This is a genomic window from Mycobacterium sp. (genome assembly GCF_965229265.1).
Lineage (GTDB): Bacteria > Actinomycetota > Actinomycetes > Mycobacteriales > Mycobacteriaceae > Mycobacterium.
On record NZ_CBDDIY010000011.1, the window covers coordinates 99,223 to 119,349 of the forward strand.

Annotated in this window: 18 protein-coding genes; 11 read left to right on the forward strand and 7 right to left on the reverse strand. The window is 68.7% G+C overall.

The features are described from left to right. Positions 1 to 5: 5 nt before the first annotated feature. Together ADBZ9K_RS12970 and ADBZ9K_RS12975 are read right to left on the reverse strand one after the other, a co-directional pair. A complete protein-coding gene (locus ADBZ9K_RS12970) occupies positions 6 to 521 on the reverse strand; it encodes a hypothetical protein (protein WP_526621105.1) in 516 nt (171 codons plus the stop codon). After that, positions 518 to 1,915 (reverse strand): hypothetical protein, encoded by a 1,398-nt coding sequence (locus tag ADBZ9K_RS12975; protein WP_526621107.1) that lies wholly within the window; start codon positions 1,913 to 1,915, stop codon positions 518 to 520. Before ADBZ9K_RS12975 ends, ADBZ9K_RS12970 begins: the two co-directional genes overlap by 4 nt. A gap of 84 nt (positions 1,916 to 1,999) precedes the next feature. Here ADBZ9K_RS12975 and ADBZ9K_RS12980 point away from each other — a divergent pair, with 84 nt between their 5' ends. The 3 genes from ADBZ9K_RS12980 (at position 2,000) to eccB (ending at position 5,174) form a co-directional block, all read left to right on the forward strand. Next, entirely contained in the window at positions 2,000 to 2,686 is a 687-nt protein-coding gene (locus tag ADBZ9K_RS12980; protein ID WP_526621108.1) for a hypothetical protein, read from the forward strand. Continuing rightward, positions 2,683 to 3,735: a polyprenyl synthetase family protein gene (locus ADBZ9K_RS12985; RefSeq protein WP_526621110.1), complete on the forward strand. Its 1,053-nt coding sequence runs from the start codon at positions 2,683 to 2,685 to the stop codon at positions 3,733 to 3,735. Before ADBZ9K_RS12980 ends, ADBZ9K_RS12985 begins: the two co-directional genes overlap by 4 nt. A gap of 74 nt (positions 3,736 to 3,809) precedes the next feature. Beyond that, positions 3,810 to 5,174, forward strand: a complete 1,365-nt coding sequence (gene eccB, locus ADBZ9K_RS12990) for a type VII secretion protein EccB (protein WP_526621112.1) — start codon at positions 3,810 to 3,812, stop codon at positions 5,172 to 5,174. Here the strand turns inward: eccB and mycP are convergent. Both mycP and eccD read right to left on the reverse strand, forming a co-directional pair. After that, positions 5,142 to 6,455 (reverse strand): type VII secretion-associated serine protease mycosin, encoded by a 1,314-nt coding sequence (gene mycP, locus ADBZ9K_RS12995; protein ID WP_526621114.1) that lies wholly within the window; start codon positions 6,453 to 6,455, stop codon positions 5,142 to 5,144. The two genes, eccB and mycP, sit on opposite strands and share 33 nt — an antisense overlap. Beyond that, positions 6,452 to 7,762, reverse strand: coding sequence for a type VII secretion integral membrane protein EccD (gene eccD, locus ADBZ9K_RS13000; RefSeq protein ID WP_526621115.1), 1,311 nt, complete (start codon positions 7,760 to 7,762; stop codon positions 6,452 to 6,454). The genes mycP and eccD overlap by 4 nt, the downstream gene beginning before the upstream one ends. A 75-nt stretch (positions 7,763 to 7,837) precedes the next feature. Between eccD and eccCa the strand changes: the two genes are divergently transcribed. Genes eccCa through ADBZ9K_RS13020 form a run of 4 tightly spaced genes read left to right on the forward strand, consistent with a single transcriptional unit; the run spans position 7,838 to position 13,304 of the window. After that, complete coding sequence (gene eccCa / locus ADBZ9K_RS13005; RefSeq protein WP_526621117.1) at positions 7,838 to 11,440, forward strand: type VII secretion protein EccCa; 3,603 nt, start codon at positions 7,838 to 7,840, stop codon at positions 11,438 to 11,440. After that, positions 11,428 to 12,636, forward strand: coding sequence for a type VII secretion-associated protein (locus ADBZ9K_RS13010; protein WP_526621119.1), 1,209 nt, complete (start codon positions 11,428 to 11,430; stop codon positions 12,634 to 12,636). The genes eccCa and ADBZ9K_RS13010 overlap by 13 nt, the downstream gene beginning before the upstream one ends. Before the next feature lie 49 nt (positions 12,637 to 12,685). Then, positions 12,686 to 12,994 carry a WXG100 family type VII secretion target gene (locus ADBZ9K_RS13015; RefSeq protein WP_526621121.1) on the forward strand — a complete coding sequence of 103 codons (309 nt, stop codon included), beginning with the start codon at positions 12,686 to 12,688 and terminating at the stop codon, positions 12,992 to 12,994. 16 nt (positions 12,995 to 13,010) lie between these two features. Then, positions 13,011 to 13,304: a WXG100 family type VII secretion target gene (locus tag ADBZ9K_RS13020; protein ID WP_526621122.1), complete on the forward strand. Its 294-nt coding sequence runs from the start codon at positions 13,011 to 13,013 to the stop codon at positions 13,302 to 13,304. Positions 13,305 to 13,377: 73 nt separating this feature from the next. Here the strand turns inward: ADBZ9K_RS13020 and ADBZ9K_RS13025 are convergent, their stop codons facing one another. Next, a complete protein-coding gene (locus tag ADBZ9K_RS13025) occupies positions 13,378 to 13,722 on the reverse strand; it encodes a nuclear transport factor 2 family protein (protein ID WP_526621123.1) in 345 nt (114 codons plus the stop codon). Between the two features lie 271 nt (positions 13,723 to 13,993). Between ADBZ9K_RS13025 and ADBZ9K_RS13030 the strand changes: the two genes are divergently transcribed. Further along, a complete protein-coding gene (locus ADBZ9K_RS13030; RefSeq protein ID WP_526621125.1) occupies positions 13,994 to 14,665 on the forward strand; it encodes an NADPH-dependent F420 reductase in 672 nt (223 codons plus the stop codon). A gap of 24 nt (positions 14,666 to 14,689) precedes the next feature. Here the strand turns inward: ADBZ9K_RS13030 and ADBZ9K_RS13035 are convergent, their stop codons facing one another. Beyond that, complete coding sequence (locus ADBZ9K_RS13035; protein WP_526621127.1) at positions 14,690 to 15,262, reverse strand: TetR/AcrR family transcriptional regulator; 573 nt, start codon at positions 15,260 to 15,262, stop codon at positions 14,690 to 14,692. A 128-nt stretch (positions 15,263 to 15,390) separates the two neighbouring features. On the opposite strand from ADBZ9K_RS13035, the gene ADBZ9K_RS13040 reads away from it, so the two are divergent. From ADBZ9K_RS13040 to adhP, 3 genes are all read left to right on the forward strand, one after another. After that, the gene (locus ADBZ9K_RS13040) at positions 15,391 to 16,695 is read left to right on the forward strand and encodes a helix-turn-helix domain-containing protein (protein WP_526621129.1); all 1,305 of its coding nucleotides are present in this window, start codon (positions 15,391 to 15,393) and stop codon (positions 16,693 to 16,695) included. A 96-nt stretch (positions 16,696 to 16,791) separates the two neighbouring features. Then, positions 16,792 to 18,315 (forward strand): aldehyde dehydrogenase, encoded by a 1,524-nt coding sequence (gene adh, locus ADBZ9K_RS13045; RefSeq protein WP_526621131.1) that lies wholly within the window; start codon positions 16,792 to 16,794, stop codon positions 18,313 to 18,315. A 111-nt stretch (positions 18,316 to 18,426) separates the two neighbouring features. Then, the gene (gene adhP / locus ADBZ9K_RS13050) at positions 18,427 to 19,488 is read left to right on the forward strand and encodes an alcohol dehydrogenase AdhP (protein ID WP_526621133.1); all 1,062 of its coding nucleotides are present in this window, start codon (positions 18,427 to 18,429) and stop codon (positions 19,486 to 19,488) included. Here the strand turns inward: adhP and ADBZ9K_RS13055 are convergent. Continuing rightward, positions 19,479 to 20,126, reverse strand: coding sequence for a GNAT family N-acetyltransferase (locus ADBZ9K_RS13055; protein ID WP_526621135.1), 648 nt, complete (start codon positions 20,124 to 20,126; stop codon positions 19,479 to 19,481). The genes adhP and ADBZ9K_RS13055 overlap by 10 nt on opposite strands. Between the last annotated feature and the right edge of the window lies 1 nt (position 20,127).

Consider the following 20,127-nt stretch of genomic DNA (forward strand, 5'->3'; position numbering starts at 1 on the left):
GGTAACTACAGTCCGACGGTGACCGTCATCGTCTCCGACTCCCGGCCGGCTCCGTCGGCCCGGCGAAGACGAATCGTGCCGGTGTAGTTGGCTCCAACGAAGCGGTCGTCGGTCAAGACGATGCGCATCGATGTGTCGCCGGCCGCGAGCACCGGCGGTTCGAAGAGGAGTGCTCCCGGCGGAACCCGGATGTCACTGCGGCCAATCCGCTCGAAAGGTGCCACGATCGACACCGAACGCGGGTAGTCCCGCTGCGGCACATCCACCGGGTCGGCGGGCGCCGGACGGGTCGAGGTCGGGCGCAGCCACCAGGACGGTCCGGCCAGCGCGGCCTGTACGGCGGCGGCATACGTGCGCACCTGCAGGTCGAGGAGATTGTGGATCAGGCGGATCCAGCCGTCGATTCCCCACCGGCCTGCGTCATCCTGGCGGGCCGCGTCCTGGGCGATCGCATTGATCTGGTCGAAGTACCCCCGCGTGAAGCCGGCCTGCCGCTGCAACTGTGCTCTCGGTGCACTCATCTGCTGCCCCTCGTGCCGCCCGGGGGCCGCGGAGTTGTCATCGCGCGCAGGTAATTCCACGGTGCGCTGGCGATGCTCCCGCCGACGCGGGTGCTGTAGTCCGCAATGTCGGTCAAGGTCAATCCGCCGGAGAGCCATTTCTCGGCGACCTCGAAGTAGCCGTTGGTGAGGTCTTGGACGGACTCGGTCCATGCTTCGACCGCTGCCGGGGCGAAGTGGATCACCGGCCGCGGCGCGTTCCGATCGTGATCGGCGTCGGCCTGGTTCTCGTTCTGCGGGAAATCGAACGGCCAGGGGTCGGGGGGCGGGTCGGCCGCCGAGCGCAGCAGGAAGTCCGCCGACGCGGTGCCGTACCCGCCGATGCAGACCAGCCTGGCCTGTGCGAACGGGGAGATGCCCTGGATATGTACGACTTTCCGGGTCGCCACCCGGACCCCGGGCTGGGTGGGGTCGTTGGTGGGGTTGCGCGCCGCCATATTGATGAAGCCGCGATCCACCAGCACCTGCTTGTCCCCGGTGTCGAATCCCGACTCGTCGAGGTCGTAGTCCAGCCGGGCTTCCTGTGGGCGTGCCGGATCTTGGTGGGGGTAGAACTTCAGCGGCGTGGTCAGCTCCATGGACTCGATCAGCCGGACCGTCTCAAGGACCCGACGCCAGCCGTCGGGCAAGATGTCGGGCTCCTGGCTCTGCATCCGGACGAAGAGTTCGGGGTAATCGTCGGCCCAGTTGAACGGGTTGACAATCGTTTTCAGCTGTTCCAGGGATACGTCCTCGGAGCTGAACTTGGTATCGATAACCACCGACGCGCGGCCGTCCACCGTGACGACCGCGGTCTGGCACAGCGGTGCGGTTAGCCTCGTTCCGAACCGGATGGAGTCGGTGACCCGGGACCGGACGGCGTCGAACTCGTCGGCGCGGGTGAAGGAATGCGAGACATCATGCAGCAGAGGAATTCTCGCCTCGGATGCCCTAGCCCGGCGATCATCCAGCGATGTTCCGGCCGGCGCGATGGCCGCCAGCGATCCGATGAGTGCCGCACCGAATTCGCTGTCGTCGGGTTCGTCGAATGCCGGCAGCGAACACTGCGGTGCCACCCGCTTGAGGCGGGCCAACGCCGAGATACCGTAGAGCAGCCGGGTCTTTTGCGCCTGGGTGAGCCGGTCGTCGCGTTCATCTGCGCCGGCGATCCGGCTGAGTGCCGCGACCAGGTCGGGCGTGGTTCTGGCCTGACCGCCAAAGAGCCGGCTCTCGAGTTCGCCGTACCAGCCGGCGTTGGCGGCCGATCCGGGAAGCACCGTCTCGGCGGCGGCCGAGATCTCGGGATCGCCGTCGGCGTCGACGATTGCCCGATCGAGTGCACCGAAGACTTCGAGTACGTCGCGAACCGCTGCCATTAGCCGCCCCCAACCACGTTTGCGCAGCTAGCATAACCTGACGGGAAGTGACTGCGCGAGAAGTTTCTGACGGGGGGCCCTCCGGTGGATGGCGGAAACAACGGCGACACCCACGACGTGCCCTGGGCATCAGTCTTCGATCCCGCTGCGAACATGCGGGCGTTGACCGCCGTGCAGGCCGAAGGGTTTCGCGCGGCCAGCGAACTTGTCGACCGCTTCGTCCGGATGGTGGCGACCCGGCCCGACGGCACCGATCGCACGTCCCAGCGGGCCTCACCATTGAGTGCCGAGCAACGCGCAGACCTGTTGGGCGCCACCGATGTCGAACCGCTGATCAGATCGTGGTGGGCGATGGCCGGTCAGTTCCTGATGGGTGGTGTACCGCAAACTCCCGTCGCGTCCACGACGGTCTCGCCGTCACTTGATGTCGCTGATTCCGCGGCCACCGGGCGGCTGGAACTCACCGCCGCGGCGGGCGATACAGCAACGGCAGAAGTGTGGTTGCACAACGCCGCCGACCGTGACCTGGGCCGGATTCGCCTGCGGTGCAGTGCGTTGATGGCCGACGACGGATCGGTGATCGAGGCGGCAGCGATCCGGTTGCATCCGAAAGCAATTCCGGTGCCAGGTCGGTCGAGTCGCGGCGTCGCTATCTCTGTCAAGGTCCCCAAGAAGCATCGGGTGGGGCTCTACCGCGGCACGATTCTGGTGGAGGGCCGTCCGGCGCTGTGGCTGCCGGTGGCGTTGACGGTGCGCCCGGCGGACGTATGACGAGCCTGGACCATGATTCGGATCTGTTGACGGCAGTCGAATCCAGGCTGCGCGAGGTCGGCAAGGTGGTGCGGCGCGCGATGCTCGACGCGATGCCCGACGGCGAGCCGGTGCAGTGGCTCTATGCTCCGATGCGCGAATACCCGGGCCGGCCGGGCAAGGCGTTGCGGCCAGCGCTGTGCCTGTCCGCCGGACGTGCCTTCGGGGGTTCCCACCAGGACCTGATCGGGATAGCCGTCGCAATCGAGCTGCTGCACAACGCTTTTCTCGTCCACGATGACATCGCCGACGGAAGTGAGATGCGGCGCGGCAGGCCGACGCTGGCGGCCCGGCACGGTGTGGCCGCGGCCCTGAACGCCGGCGACGGTCTGGCCATCGTCGCCAGCCAGGTCCTGCGGCGCGCGACCCGCCGGTTCGATCGTGACATCGCCGATCAGGTGATGGAGGAATTCGACATCATGGCGATGCGCACCCTGGAAGGGCAGGCCACCGAGATCGGCTGGCAACTCGATTGCGTCGAGGATCTGCAGCCCGCCGACTACCTCGAGCTCATCATGCACAAGACCTGTTGGTACACGACGGTGTACCCGCTGCGGGTGGGTGCCATTGTGGGTTCGGGAGGCACCGCCGACCTGGCATCGATGGTCAGGTTCGGCTTCCACTTCGGCGCCGCGTTCCAGATCCGAGACGATCTGCTGAATCTGCTGGGCGACGAACACACCTACGGCAAGGAAATCCTGGGCGACCTCTACGAGGGCAAGCGCACCCTGACCCTGGTGCATCTGATGGCCATGGCCCAAGGCGCCGATCGCGACCTGGTCGGAGACTACCTGCGCCGCAACCGGGCTGAGCGAAGCGAGGACCTGGTCCGCCGCATCCGGTCATTGATGGACGATTACGGGAGCATCCAGTTCACCAGCGAATACGCCGAAGGCATCCTGCTGGTTGCCGAGGAGTACTTCGAGCAGGCCTTCTGCGATGCCACACCGGGTCCGGACTTGGACTTCCTGCGGTCCCTGGTGCCCTACGTGTGGGCCCGCTGGCGGTAAGCCGCTCGGTCTTCGGAGCCACCGGCTGTTGATGGACGGAAACGCCGTCGCGGCAACTGTTCTAGCGTCCTCTGATGGCCGGCCGCCCATCGCTTCGCCTGCAGTCGAGTGCGCAGCGCTTCCGGCTGCGCCGGATGGACTACGCCGTCCTGGGCCGGCGCCCGCCGCTGGAACGCGACCCGCTTGGCGTGCAACGGCTCGCGATGCTGACCGGCGCCGCAGTGACGGCCGGGGCGCTGGTGCTGACCGCGGTCGTGGCAGCGGGGCGAGTGGACTCCGGCCCGGGGGACGCCCCGCTGGTGATGTCGCGACAGTCCGGCGCGCTGTTCGTTCGAGTCGACGGGCAGCTACGTCCGGTGGCGAACGTGGCCTCGGCCCGGTTGATCCTGGGGTCTGCGGAGGTGCCCCGACTAGTCGATGAGTCCTTCCTCGGCGATGTCACCAGCGGGCCGGTCCTGGGTATCCCCGCGGCGCCGCGGTCGCTGGGCCGGCCGATCGCGTCCGCCACCATCCAGTGGGCGGTGTGCGACGACGCCGACGCAGCGACCACTATCGCCGTTTCCGAGGACCCGCCGCCAAGACCGCTTGAGCCGAATGAGGGCGTTGTCGTCTCCGCCACGCCGGGGGACGGCTCGGTGTACCTGCTCTATGACGGCAAGCGCGCGATCATCGACCCCGGTGATCCGGCGACGGCGCGAGCGCTGCACCTCGACGGCGTATCGGCGCGGAAGGTGTCGGCGGCGGTGCTCAACGCGATCCCCGAGGTCCCCGGAATCGCCCCGCCCCGGATCACCGGAATGGGGCAACCATCGGGGGCCGCGGGTCATCCCGTCGGCACCGTCCTGCGGGTCGCCCGCGCCGATTCACCCGAGTACTACCTTGTCCTGGCCGCCGGACTCCAGCGCGTCGGACGGTTGGCCGCCGACCTCGTTCGGTTCTCGGATCCGGCGGCCGGGGCCCAAATCCTCACCGTGGCACCAGGGCTGATCGCCGGCAGCCCCCTTCTCGACGCCCTGCCGGTGGGCGCCTATCCCGAAGATCCGCCCGCGCTTCGCACCGTTGGCGACGGCCTGTGCGCGACGTGGGCCGCCGGCCGCAGCGGTATCGCGCTGGACCTGCCGAGCGGCGACCGGCCCGCCGTCGCGTTGGCCGGATCCGACGGTGCCGGCCCCGGGATCGATTTCGTCCGGGTACCGCCCGGACGAACCGTTGATATCACCGCCACGATGTTGACCACCGATCGCGGGGCGGTAGGTCGCTACCTGGTCACCGATGCGGGAGTTCGCTTCCCCATTCATGATTCGGCGGCGGCCACCGCGTTGGGCCTCGGCCCTGCCGGATCGCCGGCGCCCTGGACGATGATCGGGGCGTTGCCCGCCGGACCCGAGCTCAGCCGCGAGAGCGCCCTAGTCGCCCGCGACATCGGCGCGGCGCCGTAGCCGCGCGGACCCGGCGGCGGCCAGACCGGCCAGGCATAGTCCCGCCGCAATCGCCGCGACCGGCAACCGGTGCTGCGGGTCGGGACGTTCCGGCACCGGCGCATCGATCCGGCGCGCCGGCGGGGCGGGCGGCTGCGCGGTGTGATCGCTGAGCGCGCCGAGCGGATCGACGACACCATTGCCGACGACGGGATCCCATCCGGCGGGGGGATGGTGCGCGGTGTTCTCGATGCGGCCCATCACCTGTCGCGCCGAGAGCCGGGGGAAGCGTGACCGCACCAGCGCCACCAGGCCGCTGACCAGTGGAGCGGCATAACTGGTTCCTGAGATCGGCGACGGGCCCGCCGGCGCCGGCATCGAGTCGACCAGCCCCTCGCCGTCAACATCAAGGGAGACAACGTCTTCCCCCGGCGCCGCGACGTCGACCCAGGGGCCGTTGAGACTGAACGGGGATGGTCGACCGCCGGGCCCCACCGAGGCGACGGCCAGCACGTAGTCGTCGTACCACGCCGGACTGGCGATCACGGTGGGGTAGGCCGAGGCGTTCTGCGCCGGGCATTGGCCGGGCCCGCCGACATTGCCCGCGGCGGTCACCACCACCGCGTCCTTGACGTCGACGGCATAGAACAGCGCGGCCCCCAGCGCCCGGTCATCCAGCGTCGTTTCGGCGCAGGCAACCGAGGAGATATTGATCACCGAGGCACCCATGTCGGCCGCGGTGCGCACCGCCATCGCCAGTGTGGAGACGTCGCCGAATCCACGACTCGATGGATCCGCGACCGGACCGAACTTATTGCTCGACTGCCGGATCGCGATGAGCGTGGCCTCTGGGGCGATCCCGGTGAACCCGCCACCGCCCGGGTCGGGGGTGGCCGCGATGATGCCGGCCACGACGGTGCCGTGTCCGTCGCAGTCCTGTCGTCCGTCACCGCCGGACACGTAGTCACCCCCGGCCACGACGCCAGACAGCCGACGGTGCGGAGCGATCCCGGTGTCGATCACCGCGACCCGCTGGCCGGCTCCGCGGGTCAGCCGCCAGATCGCCGGCAGGTCGAAGGCGTCGGCCTGGGGTGCCGTCGTGTCCGTATTCTGGGCGGCCATGGGTACCGTGCAACTCTCCTGCTGCTCGGTCGGCTGCGGCGGCGCCGGTGGCGCCGGCGGCGGCAGCAGCGAGTTGTCGACCGCCGGCGGTCCGACCGCGAACGCCGGGGGCGCGCAATGGGAAGCGCACAGCAGTACCGCCACCGTCACCGCGAGCACTCGTGCGGCTGGATCTCTCACGGCAGCAGGGTCTCTCGCAGCGTCGCGAAAGCCCCCGCCGTCGCGGCGGCAAGGGGTACCACGGCCGTGGTGACCGCCAGATCGAGCACCGCGACCGCGCGACGGGCCGCCGGCGAGCGCAGCCAGGGGCCTCGCCCACCGAGGCAGACGGCCGTCGCCGCGGCCGACACCAGGACACCGCACAGCCACGGGGTGCTGCTCGGTTCCGCGGCGGCCGCGAGGCAGATCAGCGATGTCGCCGCCGCGGCAGACGAAAGAGCAATTGCTGCAACGCTATACGGTTCGCGATGGCGGCGCAGCCGCAACAGCAACGCCACCGCGGCCGTCGAGATGAAGGCGGCCGCGGTGGCCGGTCGGGGCGTGGTCACCGCAGTGATCGCGGCTCCGGCAGCGGTGGCCGCGGCCGCCGTCACCACCACCAGGCTCAGTCGCTGGTGCGCGGTGACCGCCCGGGAACGAAGCCCGGCATCGAGGTCCTCGATCGATCCCAGCCCACAGCTGCGTACCGCCAGCCGCGGGGACCAGCCGAGGATGATCAGCGCGCCGGTCGCCAGCGCCGGGCCGGCTGCGGGCAGGGGCCACCAGCCGGTGAGCGCTGCCGTCGTGGCCGCCGAAGTGGCCATCGCCGCCCCCGACAATGGCAGGAAGACCACCGGAGCACAGTCCAACAGCCGCCACGCCACCAGCGACATCGACGCGACCGCCGACATCGCGAGCACGAAGCCGGCCAGGCCCGAACCGGTCAGCAGCCCACTCAGAGCAGCCAGAGCCGCCGCCAGCACACCGAGCGCGGTCGGCCCCGGGACACGGTGGTCACGCCGGCGTAGCGTCACCGCCCCGGCCAGCGCCGCCGCTGCCGCCGCGCCGGCCACGCCGGGGTACCGGGGCGCCTGCAGATCGAACAATGGTTGTCCGAGCAGCACCGCCAGCACCGCCGCCATCCACCCCGCGGCCCACCGCAGCACCCTGCGACGGGTCGTGGGCCCGTATGGGCGGGTCGCCGCCTCGACGGCCTCGGCGACCGTGGCGCACGCATCGAGCGGCGGGCGCGGGGCTGGTGGCGGGACCGGCGCCAGGATCAGCAGGTCACCGTCGCCGACGTCGTTGTGGGCCAGCGTCGTTCCCGGATCGATCGGATCTCCGCCGACCCGGACCAGACGCAGATCGCGTCCGCAGAGATCTTCGCCGGTGGCCTCGACGATTGCGGGCAGCAGTTCCCGGACCGGGACGTGCGCCGGCACCGTGAGGTCGGCCTCGTGGTCGCCGACGCGGATCGACACCCGGCACGACTGCTCGGTGGCATTCATGCCAGCGGACGTTAGCCAGCTGGCGGTGTCGCCGAACTCCGCTGTCCACAGGTGAATTGCCGGCGCAGGCCGCCGATGTCTACCGTCCCGCTCATGGATCGGCCCGCCAGGCTGGCACCGCCCGAGTTCCCGACCGACGACGTGGTTATCCCACCGCCGCCGCGGGTCCAGGCGCGCGCCGGGATGGCGCGGCTGCTGCCGGTGATTGCGCTGGGCTCGATGGCCGGGATCGCCGCCCTGGTGTGGGCCTCGGGCATGGCCGCCCGGGGCCCCGGCGCGGTCCTCGCTCCGGTCATGATGCTCGTGTCAGCGGCGGGCATGGCCGCACAGTTCGGGGTGCGAGGCGGCACCGGTCGCCTCGACGACCAGCGCAGGCGATACCTGGCCGAGTTGGAACGACTCGGTGAACTGCTCGGCACGGCGACGCGCCAGCAGCGGGAGGCGCTGACCTGGACCCATCCTGCGCCAGCTGCACTGTGGACGCTGGTCGGTGGGCGGCGGATGTGGGAGCGCGGCGTCCACGACTCGGACTTCGGCCATGTCCGAGTCGGGGTGGGCCCGCAGCGGCTGGCACGCCGGATGGTGCTGCCGCCGACCGGTCCGCCCGACGACACCGACCCGGTGACCGCGGATGCGCTGCGCCACCTCGTGCGCAGCTATGCCAGCGCCGACGAGATGCCGGTGGCGATCGCGCTGCGCGGGATACGTCTGCTCGCCGTGGAGGGAGAGCCTATGCAGGCGCGCGCCCTGGTGCGGGCGATGCTCTGCCAGCTGGCGGTGCTGCACGGTCCGGACGTCGTCGCGATCGCGGCGGTTGCCGGCCGACGCGACCACTGGGACTGGCTGAAATGGCTGCCGCACAACGCCGATCCCGTCGTGGGCGGGCCGATGGTCTACGCCACCCCGGCCGAGGCCGGCCCGGCCACCGCCGAGTCGACAGCGCACCGCCACGTCGTAGTGGTCGTCGACGGTGCCGACCATCGCAGTCTCGTCGGTCCCGAGGTTTGCGCCATCGTCGTCGGGAATGCCCCTGGTGACGCACTGCGGTTACACGTCGACGGTGACCGGCTCGCCGTACAAACCGGCGATCGGATCGAACCGTTCGCGCACACCGACGGCATGGACGTGGCCGCCGCGCGATTCTGCGCACGCCGCCTCGCCCGCCATCGGGAGACCGAATCCGCCCCCGGTGATCTGGCTCGCTGGTGTGCGGCCATAGGCATCGGCGAGGCGAATGCTACAGAGCCGGAACGCATCTGGGTGAGGACGACACCGAGCGAGCGGCTGCGGGTCGCCATCGGTACCACCCCGGACGGCGCCCCCGTCGACCTCGACATCAAGGAACCCGCCGAGTGCGGCCACGGCCCGCATGGCTTGTGCGTTGGTGCGACGGGGTCGGGAAAATCGGAACTGCTGCGGACCATCGTGCTCGGGATGATTGCCCGCCATGGTCCCGACGACCTCAACCTCGTGCTGATCGACTTCAAGGGCGGGGCGACCTTTCTCGGGATGGAAGGGCTGCACCACGTCGCCGCCGTCATCACCAACCTCAGCGATGCGGCCCATCTTGTCGCCCGCGCGATCGATGCCCTCAGCGGCGAAATCCAGCGCCGCCAGCAGTTGTTGCGCCGCGCCGGCAACGCCGTCAACCTGGGTGCTTATCGCCGGCAGTGCGCGAGCGACGCGGCGCTGCCGGTGCTGCCGTCGTTGTTCGTCGTCGTCGACGAATTCGCCGAACTGCTGCACCATCATCCGGAATTCGCCGAGCTGTTCACCATGATCGGACGGGTGGGGCGATCGCTGGGAGTGCATCTGCTGCTGGCCAGCCAGCGCCTGGACGAAGGGCGCCTGCGCGGACTGGAATCCCATCTGTCCTATCGGATCTGTCTCAAGACCTCGACCGCTGTTGAATCGCGCGCCGTCCTCGGCGTGGCCGACGCCGCGGACCTTCCCGCCCGCCCCGGGGCCGCTCTGCTGCGCACCGGCGACGGGCAGCTGATCCGGTTCCAAGCCACCTACCTCGGGACCACCCTGCCCCGGACCCCGCCCACCCAGCTGCCGGCCGTGCGGCGGTTCACCTCGTCTCCCGTGCCGGCGCCCCCGGCCGGCACCGGCGCGTCCACCATGACCGACATCGTCGTCGACCGGTTCCGGGGCCGTGGCCCGCGCGCACATCAGGTCTGGTTACCGCCCCTGACGACATCGCCGCAACTTTCGGAATTGGTGACGGTTTCGACCCGAGAGATGAGCGTGGCCATCGGCGTCGTTGATCTCCCATTCGAGCAGCGACGATCAGCTCTGGAGGTCGACCTCGCCGGTGCCGGCGGGAACGCGGCCGTGGTCGGCGCGCCCCAGAGCGGCAAGTCGACCACGGTGCGCACGCTGGTGACCGCGCTGGCCGCCCGGCACCCGCCGCGGCGGGTTGCGTTCTACTGCCTGGATTTCGGCGGGGGCATCCTTGCCGAGGTGGGTGTCTACCCGCACGTCGGAACGGTGGCAGGCCGTCACGAGCCGGAGTTGGTCCGCCGGGCCGTCCACCACATCGGCGCGATCCTGTCCGCGCGCGAATCGGGAAGCGACACAGACCCCTACGGTGACATCGTCCTTGTCATCGACGGCTGGGCCACGATACGCGATGAGTTTCCCGACCTGGAGCCGACGATCACCGGGTACGCGGCCAGGGGTCTGTCATTCGGTGTTCACCTGGTTCTCACCGCGGGCCGGTGGGCTGAGATCCGTCCTGGATTGAAGGACCAGATCGGCACCAGAATCGAACTCCGCCTGGGTGATCCGCTGGACTCCGACATCGACCGCAAACGGGCGGCGCAGGTCCCGATCGGGGCGCCCGGCCGGGGCATCACCGCCGCGGGCGACCACCTCCTGATCGCCCGGCCGGACGGCACCGCCGTCGCGGACGACAGATCCTGGCAGGCGCCACCGGTGCGACTGCTCCCACCCGTCGTCGACCACCAAACGGTGGTGGATCAGGCGCAGAGCCCGAGCCGGGTCCTGCTCGGCCTCTGCGAGGTCGAGCTAACTGCCGTCGCAGTGGATTTCGACCGGCATCCGCACCTGCTGATCGTCGGTGACCGGGAGTGTGGGAAGACCGCCGCGCTGCGCACCCTGTGTCACGAGCTGATACGCGGCCCCGCCGCCCAGCTGTTCATCGTCGACTACCGACGCGGCCTGCTAGGTGTCGCAGCGGATTCGCCGCTGCGCGGATACGCCTTTTCCGAGCGCGGGCTGGTGGATCAACTACCCGCGCTGATCAGCCTGCTGCAGAGCCGGATGCCGGCCGCGGACACACCGATCGAGCAACTGCGGACCAGATCCTGGTGGACGGGACCCGACGTTTTCGTCGTCGTCGACGACTATGACCTCGTCTCCACCACGTCGGCAGATGCGCTCACCCCGTTGCTCACCCTGCTGCCGCACGCCACGGACATCGGCCTGCACCTGATCGTGGCGCGCCGCTGTGCGGGCACCGCCCGCGCGATGTACGAGCCGTTCTTGGCGCAACTTCGGGACGGCGGCTGCCTGGGCCTGTTGATGAGCGGAAGCCCCGAGGAGGGGCCGCTGATCGGCCCGCACCGCGCGGCGGCGCAGCCGCCCGGGCGGGGACTGTTCGTGACTCACGCGGGCGCACAACGCGTTCAGGTCGGCTGGTGCCCACCGTGACCGGCACCATCCTCGAGGTCGGCCCAACCTGGGTGCGGACCCTACCAACGCTTCGCCCAGACCGACGCTCCGGTACGGCGGTGCGAGCAGACGCGTCCATAACGCCGACGTCGGTGCGTCCCGCGCTGATGACGACCGCGCTCGACGGCATCGATGACACCACGGTGCTGCTCGACGAACGTCCGGTGGCGGTGGCCGCGCTGTGGCAGACGATCATCGCGGCACTGGTCCCGCCGCGGCAGTCACTGACCGTCGTGCACCCGTCCTGGTGGTCGCAGCGGCGGGTGAGACGGATCATCGAGGCGGCGGCGCCGATCGCCGCCGAGGTTGTCGCGGTGCCCAGGGCGAGGCTGTTCACTGCCGGGCAGGCCACCGCGGTCATCGAGATCACCGCCGAGGTGGTGGCCATCGCCGGGCGAGAGCAGCCGCCGACAGTGCTGCGCCGCCCCGTCGACCCGGCTGAGATTGCCCGCCGAGTGGACACCCACGGCACGCGGACTCTGATCGATGCGACCCCGGATGCCGGTGACTTCGCCCGTGCCGTCCGCGGCGCGATGCATCGGCAGGGTGCGTGGGTGGAGCTTGCCCAGATCGACGACGTGGCGGGGCCGGCTCCGGACGCCGAACGGGCGGTGGAACCGCGGCGCTCGTGGGCGGCTACCGCTGCGGCCGTCTCGGTGGCCGCTGCGGTGTGCGGGCTGGGTATTGCCGCCGCGCCGGCCGACTCCCGCGCCGGCGCCCCGGTCGCCGAGACCGTCGATCTGGTCGAGGGGCGTGTCACGGCGCGAATCCCGCGTAGCTGGGCGGTCACCCGGATCACCGCGGGCCCGGGTTCGCGCCGGGTCCAGGTCAGCTCGCCGGTAGATCGCGCCGCGGCCCTGCACCTGACCCAGTCCTACGCGCCGGGTGAAACCTTGGACACGACGGCCGCGACGCTGCGGCAGGCCGTCGGCGAGCAACCCGAAGGGGTATTCGTCGACTTCAATGCGACCGACCGCCGCGGTGAGCGCCCGGCGGTCACCTATCGCGAGATCCGGGCCGGGCGAGAGATCCGGTGGTCGGTGGTGCTGGACGGTTCGACGCGGATCAGCATCGGGTGCCAGAGCGCCGCGGGCCGAGAGGATTCCGTCGCACAGCCCTGTGCGGAGGCGATTCGATCGGCCAGGGAACTGATGGGAACCGGGCCCGCACGGTGAACGTCGAATCCATTGTGAGCGTGAGTAACTCAACTGAAATGATGGTCCAATGACGACTTTGAGTACCGACTTTGATCTCATGCGCTCGGTCGCGTCAACCGCCGACGCGCGAAACGACGAGATCCGGGTTTTGTTGCAGGGCTTCATCACCCGCATGGAGGCGGTGCCGCCAACGGTATGGGGAGGACTTGCGGCGGCACGGTTCAAAACCGTTGTCGCCCACTGGAACGACGAGTCGACCCGGCTGTCGCACGCGCTGGCCGGCATCGCCGATACGATCCGCAACAACGAGCATCAGCTGCGTGAGGCCGCGGACTTGCACGCTCGGCGCATCGCCGATCTGACCGCCCACCTCTAGCCAGGGATCGACGGCAGTGGACCCCATCCTTTCCTACGACTTCGCCGAGATCGAGGCCGGCGTGCTCGGCGACATCCAGAGCACCTCGGTCCGGCTGCGTGCGGCGCTGGACGATCTCAGTCGCCAGATCGCCCCGCTGCAGCAGGTCTGGACGCGTGATGCCGCGACCGCCTATCAATCCGAGCAGGCGCGGTGGCACCAGGCCGCATCGGCTCTGCACGACATCCTCGTTCGCCTGGGCGCTGCGGTACGCGATGGAGCCGCCGATGTCGCCGACGCCGATCGGCGCGCCGCCGGAATGTGGGGGTGAGGCTCGGGCCCGTGAACTCTGTGTGGCCCCGCCGGGGGAGAGCCGGTGGGGCCACACAGTCACCGAGGGTCCCTTATTGCTGCGGCGGGGTGAGGACAGTCCACAGATGGGTGATCAGGCCGTCGGCGATCAGCGCGGTGTCGAACCCACTCATCTGCGTGCCACCACTTGCGGGGTCGACCAATTCCCAGGCCAGGTAACCGAAGCCGGGCAATTCATGGACCGGCCCGGCGGCCTGAAACTGCAGATTGCCCAGACCGCTCTGCAGCCCAACGCACTTGGCTTCCAGCGCGGCATGGCCGGTTGTGGTGCCCTCGGCATCCGTCCATCGCACGTCGGGGGCGTAGCTGCGCTCTGTTGCCGCCTGTCGCTTGGCGTCGTCGCGCTCGTTGAACACCGCGAGCAAGTTGTCGTGCATCAGTTGTTCCACTGGGCTGGGCACTGCTGGTTCCCCTTCGCTACGGTATTGGCCTTCTAAAGCTGTCATCAGCGGACGGTCCACGCGATGGTGAATGCCGTTGTGGCACTGAGCAACAAGCTGGCGACGGACTTGACCCCGCGCTGGCGGCCGCCACCCGAAGCATTGTTTTGTATCATGTTAGATAAAACGGGTCGGCTACGACGATAACAGGTGGCGGCCGAGTCCGGAATGCGCAGTGGGCGCATCGGAGACCGCACATCCATGGGGCATGGGTTCACTCGACGAGAGGCATCAGGTGACGTACTCGATCATTGGTACCGGCAACATTGGTACCGCGTTGGCCCGGCAATTCCAACGACGGGAACTCGACGTCAGCATGGCGACCGCAAAGGGGGTCTCGGCCGTGACGCCGCTGGTGGAGCGGATCGGGCCCGTGATCAAACCGGTCGATGTCGACGAAGCCCTGCACGCTGCGATTGTCGTGTTGGCCGTTCCTTTCGATGCAGTGCGCGGCCTGGTCGAGCGGGTGCCCGATTGGGAGGGGCGCATCATCGTCGATGCGACCAATGCGATCGACTACAGCACGTTCGGCCCGGCGGACCTGGGCGGGCGAGCGTCGTCGGATCTGGCCGAGGACTGGGCAACCAACGCCCGCGTCGTCAAGGCCTTCGGCAGCACGTGGGCCAAGGTGCTCGCCCGTGACCCCAACGACGGGCACGGCGGGCGTCGGGTGGTGTTCCTGTCCGGCAATCATCGCGACGCCCGCGACCAGATCTCGGCATTGATCGAGCGACTGGGCTTCGCTCCCATCGACCTCGGACGCAACGACCGGGGCGGCCTGCTGCAGCAGTTCGGCGGACCACTGACGACGCACAGTTTCATCTCGCAGCCGATCGCCGGCGACAGCCCGGCCGAGATGGATCTTGCTATCGGCAGCTGAATGCGGGCATGGGCCGCCATGACCTCACCGGTCGCGTCCCGGTGGCCGCCGGGACCGCGGCCACGCGCGCAGCGCGACGTCGGCTGCCGCCCGAAGCGCTTTGCCATCGGCGCCGTCGCGCGCGAGTGACGACATCCCCCGCAAGACGATGTCGATGAAGTCGGTGAGCGCATCGATATCGGCGTCGGCGGGGAGGTCTCCGTCGGCCGACGCCTGACGAAGACGGTCACGAATAGCTTCCCGGCCGGATTGGCGTTCGTCTCGCAGGACGGGATCGGAGATGACGAAACACCCAGGCGGATGCTCAACACTGCCGTATTCACGGACGGCGATGTCGAGGATCCTGGCGAAGACGTCGCGAGCGCTGGACTCGGCAAGCGCCGGTGGAATGACCCGGGCCGGGCCGCTGGTGTACTCGGCGACGGCTTCGTCGAACAGTCTCTTCTTGTCGCCGAAGGAGTTGTACAGGCTGGGCGCCGAGATGCCCATCGCCTCGGTCAGGTCACGCACCGTCGTGCGTTCGTAACCCTTCTCCCAAAACAGATGCAGGGCGGCGACCAACGCGTGAGAACGATCGAACTCCGGTGGCCGTGCCATCGAGTCAGTTTATGGCGCGGACGCGCCTGGCCGGCCGGTGCGACTGCACTTCGGATCCTCGGCACAAGCCGCCATGGGGTAGCTGATGTGGCGTATCGTGGCCGCACGCGCGAGGAGTGTGATCGCCGATGAGGAGTGCGAAGACAAGCAGAACATCTGTGACGGGCGCGGGCAGCCTGCGTCCGTCGGCGATGCTGCGCGCCGTGCACGAGCTGTTCGTGGCCGGCGAGGTCGACGCCTCCTACCTGGCATCCAGCCCGCTTCGGCCCCTCGTGGCCAAGAGCTGGCAGCGCAGCCTGGCCAAGGGGGTCGATCCCGATGGGGCGGCCCAACCCTCGCCGGTGGGCGAGGAGCTGGCCCGGCTGCGCGACACCCATCCACTGGCACTTGCGCTCCCGGTGATCCGGCGGCTGCTGGTGCAGGATGCCGACGGATCCGGCGTGGTCGTCGCGGTGACCGCCGCCGACGGAACGCTGCTCTGGGTGGAGGGCGACCGCAGCGCCTGCCGACGAGCCGAGGCGATGAACTTCGTGCCCGGCGCGGACTGGAGCGAACGCGGGGCGGGCACCAACGCGCCGGGCACCGCGCTGGCGCTGGATGTCGAGCTGCAGATCCGCGGCTCGGAGCACTTTTCCCGTGTGGTTCAACCGTGGAGTTGTACCGCGGTACCGGTCCATGACCCGAGCACCGGCACCCTGATCGGGGCGCTCGACCTGACCGGCGGGGCCGCGGTGGCGACCCCTCAAACCCTGGCCCTGGTGCGCGCGACCGTCCTGGCCGTCGAGAACCACTTGGCGCTGTTGCGGTTGACCGGGTCGAGTGCCGAAGCCGCCCCGACCCGCCCGCGGTTGGCGGTGCTGGGGTCAGAGCGGCCGCGCTGGCTGGTCACCGACGAGTTCGGGCATCTTCGCGCCACCCCGCTCACCGGCCGCCACGCCGACATCCTGGTTCTGCTCAGCCGCCACCCGGAGGGGCTGAGCGCCGATCACCTTGCGATGCTGCTCGATGACAAGGACCTCGACGTTGTGACGGTGCGCGCCGAGATGTCGCGACTGCGCAAGGTCGTCGGCGCGGACGTCATCGGGTCGCGGCCCTACCGGCTGTTGGTGCCGATCACCACCGATATCGCCGAGGTGTACCAGGCGCTGGATGCCGGTGATGTGGCCGGCGCGCTCGACCATTACTTGGGACCGCTTCTGCCGCAGTCGATGTCGCCCGCCATCGGGCGGATACGCACCGAGATGGCGATGACGGTGCGCAGCGCGGTGCTGGCCACCGGCGACCCGGTGGTGTTACGCCGCTGGCTGGACAGCCCCGACGGGCGTGATGACCGCGACGGCTGGCGCGCCCTGCATGACGGCACGCTGCCCGGCTCGGTACAGCAGGCGCAGGCCCGGGGCAGGCTTGCCGGTCTGGATTTCGACCTGAGCTGACGCCGCGGCGCGCGTGCAACCGTGCTGCAACCCTGCACTGCCTACCTTCAGTGACGACCGACACATTTCGTCGTCTTGAGCAGGCAGGAGAGCGGCATGACCGTTTACGCGAGACCCGGTACCGAAGGATCCGTCATGTCCTTCCAGACCCGTTATGACAATTTCATTGGTGGTCAGTGGGTGGCGCCGGTGGGGGGTGGGTATTTCGAGAACCGCACGCCGGTGACGGGTGAGGTGTTTTGTGAGGTGGCTCGGTCGTCCGCGGCTGATGTTGAGTTGGCGTTGGATGCGGCGCACGCCGCGGCCCCGGCCTGGGGCAAGACCTCACCCGCCGAGCGGGCGTTGGTGTTGAACAAGATTGCGGATCGTATTGAGGCGAATCTGGAGTCGATTGCGCTGGCCGAGTCCTGGGACAACGGTAAGCCGATCCGCGAGACCCTCAACGCCGACATTCCCCTGGCCGTCGACCACTTCCGTTACTACGCCGGTGCCATCCGCGCGCAGGAAGGCTCGCTGTCCCAGATCGACGAGGACACCGTGGCGTATCACTTCCACGAGCCCCTCGGTGTGGTCGGCCAGATCATTCCGTGGAACTTCCCGATCCTGATGGCGGTATGGAAGCTGGCGCCGGCGTTGGCTGCCGGTAATGCGGTGGTGCTCAAGCCGGCTGAGCAGACTCCGGCGTCGGTGTTGTATTTGATGTCGGTGATCGGGGATTTGTTGCCCGCGGGTGTGATCAACGTGGTCAACGGATTTGGGGTCGAGGCCGGCAAGCCGCTGGCCTCGAGCAACCGGATCGCCAAGATCGCGTTCACCGGAGAGACCACCACGGGCCGGCTGATCATGCAGTACGCCTCGCAGAACCTCATCCCCGTCACCCTGGAACTCGGTGGTAAGAGCCCCAATATCTTCTTCTCCGACGTCCTCGCCGCCAACGACGAGTACCAGGACAAGGCGCTGGAGGGCTTCACCATGTTCGCCCTCAACCAGGGCGAAGTCTGCACCTGCCCGTCACGGTCGCTGATTCAGGCCGACATCTACGACGAGTTCCTCGCGATGGCGGCCATCCGCACCAAGGCAGTACGCCAGGGCGACCCGCTCGACACCGAGACGATGATCGGCGCGCAGGCCTCCAATGATCAGTTGGAGAAGATTCTGTCTTATATCGAGATCGGTAAGAGTGAAGGTGCCCAGGTGCTTACCGGTGGGGAGCGGGCCGAGCTCGGCGGCGACCTCAACGGCGGCTATTACGTGCAGCCGACGATTTTCACCGGCCACAACGCCATGCGGATCTTCCAAGAGGAAATCTTCGGACCCGTCGTGGCTGTCACGTCGTTTACTGATTACGACGACGCCATCCGCATCGCTAATGACACGTTGTATGGGTTGGGGGCGGGGGTGTGGAGTCGTGATGGCAACACCGCGTATCGGGCTGGGCGCGATATCAAGGCCGGTCGGGTGTGGACCAATTGCTATCACCAGTACCCGGCGCATGCCGCCTTCGGTGGCTACAAGCAGTCCGGTATCGGCCGGGAGAACCACCTGATGATGCTGGATCACTACCAGCAGACCAAGAACCTGCTGGTCTCCTACAGCAACAAAGCCCAAGGATTCTTCTGACCACTTTCGGCGCGCATTCCGCCGCCCAGCGAACGGAAACGCGCCGAAATCGCTTAGAACCGGGGTCAAAAGACCCTTCACCCCAAACACTTTCAGGAATGGAATGAGACAATGACCCAGACACTCGGCGCTCCCGCCGCATCCGCGACCACCGACACCATGCGCGCCGCCATCGTCACCGAGTTCGGGGCGCCCCTTCGGATCGCCGACCTCGACGTGCCCGCCCCCGGCCCGGGGGAGGTGCTGGTCAAACTGGAAACCTCCGGTGTCTGCCACACCGATCTGCATGCCGCCCATGGTGATTGGCCGGTCAAGCCGTCACCGCCGTTCATCCCCGGCCATGAGGGCTACGGCACCGTGGTCGCCGTCGGCGACGGCGTCACCGACCTGAAGCTCGGCGACAAGGTGGGCAACGCCTGGCTGTGGTCAGCGTGTGGCACCTGCGAGTACTGCCGTACCGGCTGGGAGACGCTGTGCGAGAGCCAGCGCAACGGTGGCTACAGCGTCAATGGCAGCTTCGGCACCTACATGCTCGTCAATGCCGCCTACGCGGCTCGGATCCCCGACGGGGTGGACCCGCTCGAGGTGGCACCGATCCTGTGCGCCGGCGTCACGGTCTACAAGGGTCTGAAGGTCACCGATACCCGGCCGGGCCAATGGGTGGCGATCTCCGGCATCGGCGGCCTGGGCCACATCGCGGTTCAGTACGCCCGTGCGATGGGTCTGCGGGTAGTCGCCGTCGACATCGACGACGCCAAACTCGCGCTGGCCGCCCGGCTGGGCGCCGAGGTGACCGTCAATGCCCGGACCTCCGATGTCGTCGAGGAGGTGCAGAAAGCCACCGGCGGTGTGCACGGCGTGCTCGTCACCGCGGTGCATCCGCAGGCCTTCGGTCAGGCGATCGGCCTGACCCGCCGCGGCGGCACCATTGTGTTCAACGGCCTGCCGCCCGGAGATTTCCCGGCGCCTATCTTCGATATCGTGTTGAAGGGCTTGACGATTCGTGGCTCCATCGTCGGCACCCGCCAGGACATGGCCGAGGCACTGGATTTCTACGCCCGCGGACTGATCCACCCGACTGTGGAAGCGGCCAAGCTCGACGACATCAACGAGGTGTTCGGGCGGATGGAACGCGGACAGATCGACGGGCGCGTGGTCATCGATTATCGCTGAGTCCCCAGCATCTCGCGAACGGGCCCGATCCCGACGAGACGGATGTCGTCGCGTCGGATCGTGGCCCACTGCCCCGACGTCATGGTGAATTCGACCATGGTGTCGGGGCTTTCGCGCCGGCTCTCCCGGGTGGTGGCAGTCTCGGTGTAGGGCAGTGATCGGGTCACCCCCAGCGAGGCCGCGTTGTCGTGCCAGACCCGGGTGCGCGCGGCGTCCGCATCGAATCCCGCGAAGATCAGATGCAGTGCCGCCTGGCGCATGTCCTTGCCGATGCCCTGACCCTGATGGGCACGTCCCAACCAGGACCCGGTGAGTAGCGTCCGCCGTTGCGGGAAGTCTTCGGCATGCACCGAGCACATCCCCACTACCGACGCACCCACCATTACCGCCAGATCGAGGTTCCACCGCTGCACCGTCGTCTCGGCGCGGTTGCGCCAGTAGTGCCGCAGACAATTGCGCTCGAGCTCCGGCGACGGCACGTCGGTCCAGGGCTCGCCGAACGGCATGGTCGCCGGATCGTGAATTCCCTTGGCGGCCAGCGTAGCCAGCTCGAGTCCCAACTCGTCACTGATATAGCGCAGCGTCAGTCTCGGGGTCACCACCTCGAGATCGGCCAGCGGCCAGACAACGTGCGCCATG

What these genes read in the sequence shown, in the direction of transcription:
- ADBZ9K_RS12970 (WP_526621105.1), bottom strand. Translation starts at nt 521, where the DNA reads ATGAGTGCACCGAGAGCACAGTTGCAGCGGCAGGCCGGCTTCACGCGG.
- ADBZ9K_RS12975 (WP_526621107.1), bottom strand. Translation starts at nt 1,915, where the DNA reads ATGGCAGCGGTTCGCGACGTACTCGAAGTCTTCGGTGCACTCGATCGG.
- ADBZ9K_RS12985 (WP_526621110.1), top strand. Translation starts at nt 2,683, where the DNA reads ATGACGAGCCTGGACCATGATTCGGATCTGTTGACGGCAGTCGAATCC.
- eccB (WP_526621112.1), top strand. Translation starts at nt 3,810, where the DNA reads ATGGCCGGCCGCCCATCGCTTCGCCTGCAGTCGAGTGCGCAGCGCTTC.
- eccD (WP_526621115.1), bottom strand. Translation starts at nt 7,762, where the DNA reads ATGAATGCCACCGAGCAGTCGTGCCGGGTGTCGATCCGCGTCGGCGAC.
- eccCa (WP_526621117.1), top strand. Translation starts at nt 7,838, where the DNA reads ATGTCTACCGTCCCGCTCATGGATCGGCCCGCCAGGCTGGCACCGCCC.
- ADBZ9K_RS13015 (WP_526621121.1), top strand. Translation starts at nt 12,686, where the DNA reads ATGACGACTTTGAGTACCGACTTTGATCTCATGCGCTCGGTCGCGTCA.
- ADBZ9K_RS13025 (WP_526621123.1), bottom strand. Translation starts at nt 13,722, where the DNA reads ATGCACGACAACTTGCTCGCGGTGTTCAACGAGCGCGACGACGCCAAG.
- ADBZ9K_RS13030 (WP_526621125.1), top strand. Translation starts at nt 13,994, where the DNA reads ATGGGTTCACTCGACGAGAGGCATCAGGTGACGTACTCGATCATTGGT.
- ADBZ9K_RS13035 (WP_526621127.1), bottom strand. Translation starts at nt 15,262, where the DNA reads ATGGCACGGCCACCGGAGTTCGATCGTTCTCACGCGTTGGTCGCCGCC.
- ADBZ9K_RS13040 (WP_526621129.1), top strand. Translation starts at nt 15,391, where the DNA reads ATGAGGAGTGCGAAGACAAGCAGAACATCTGTGACGGGCGCGGGCAGC.
- adh (WP_526621131.1), top strand. Translation starts at nt 16,792, where the DNA reads ATGACCGTTTACGCGAGACCCGGTACCGAAGGATCCGTCATGTCCTTC.
- adhP (WP_526621133.1), top strand. Translation starts at nt 18,427, where the DNA reads ATGACCCAGACACTCGGCGCTCCCGCCGCATCCGCGACCACCGACACC.
- ADBZ9K_RS13055 (WP_526621135.1), bottom strand. Translation starts at nt 20,126, where the DNA reads ATGGCGCACGTTGTCTGGCCGCTGGCCGATCTCGAGGTGGTGACCCCG.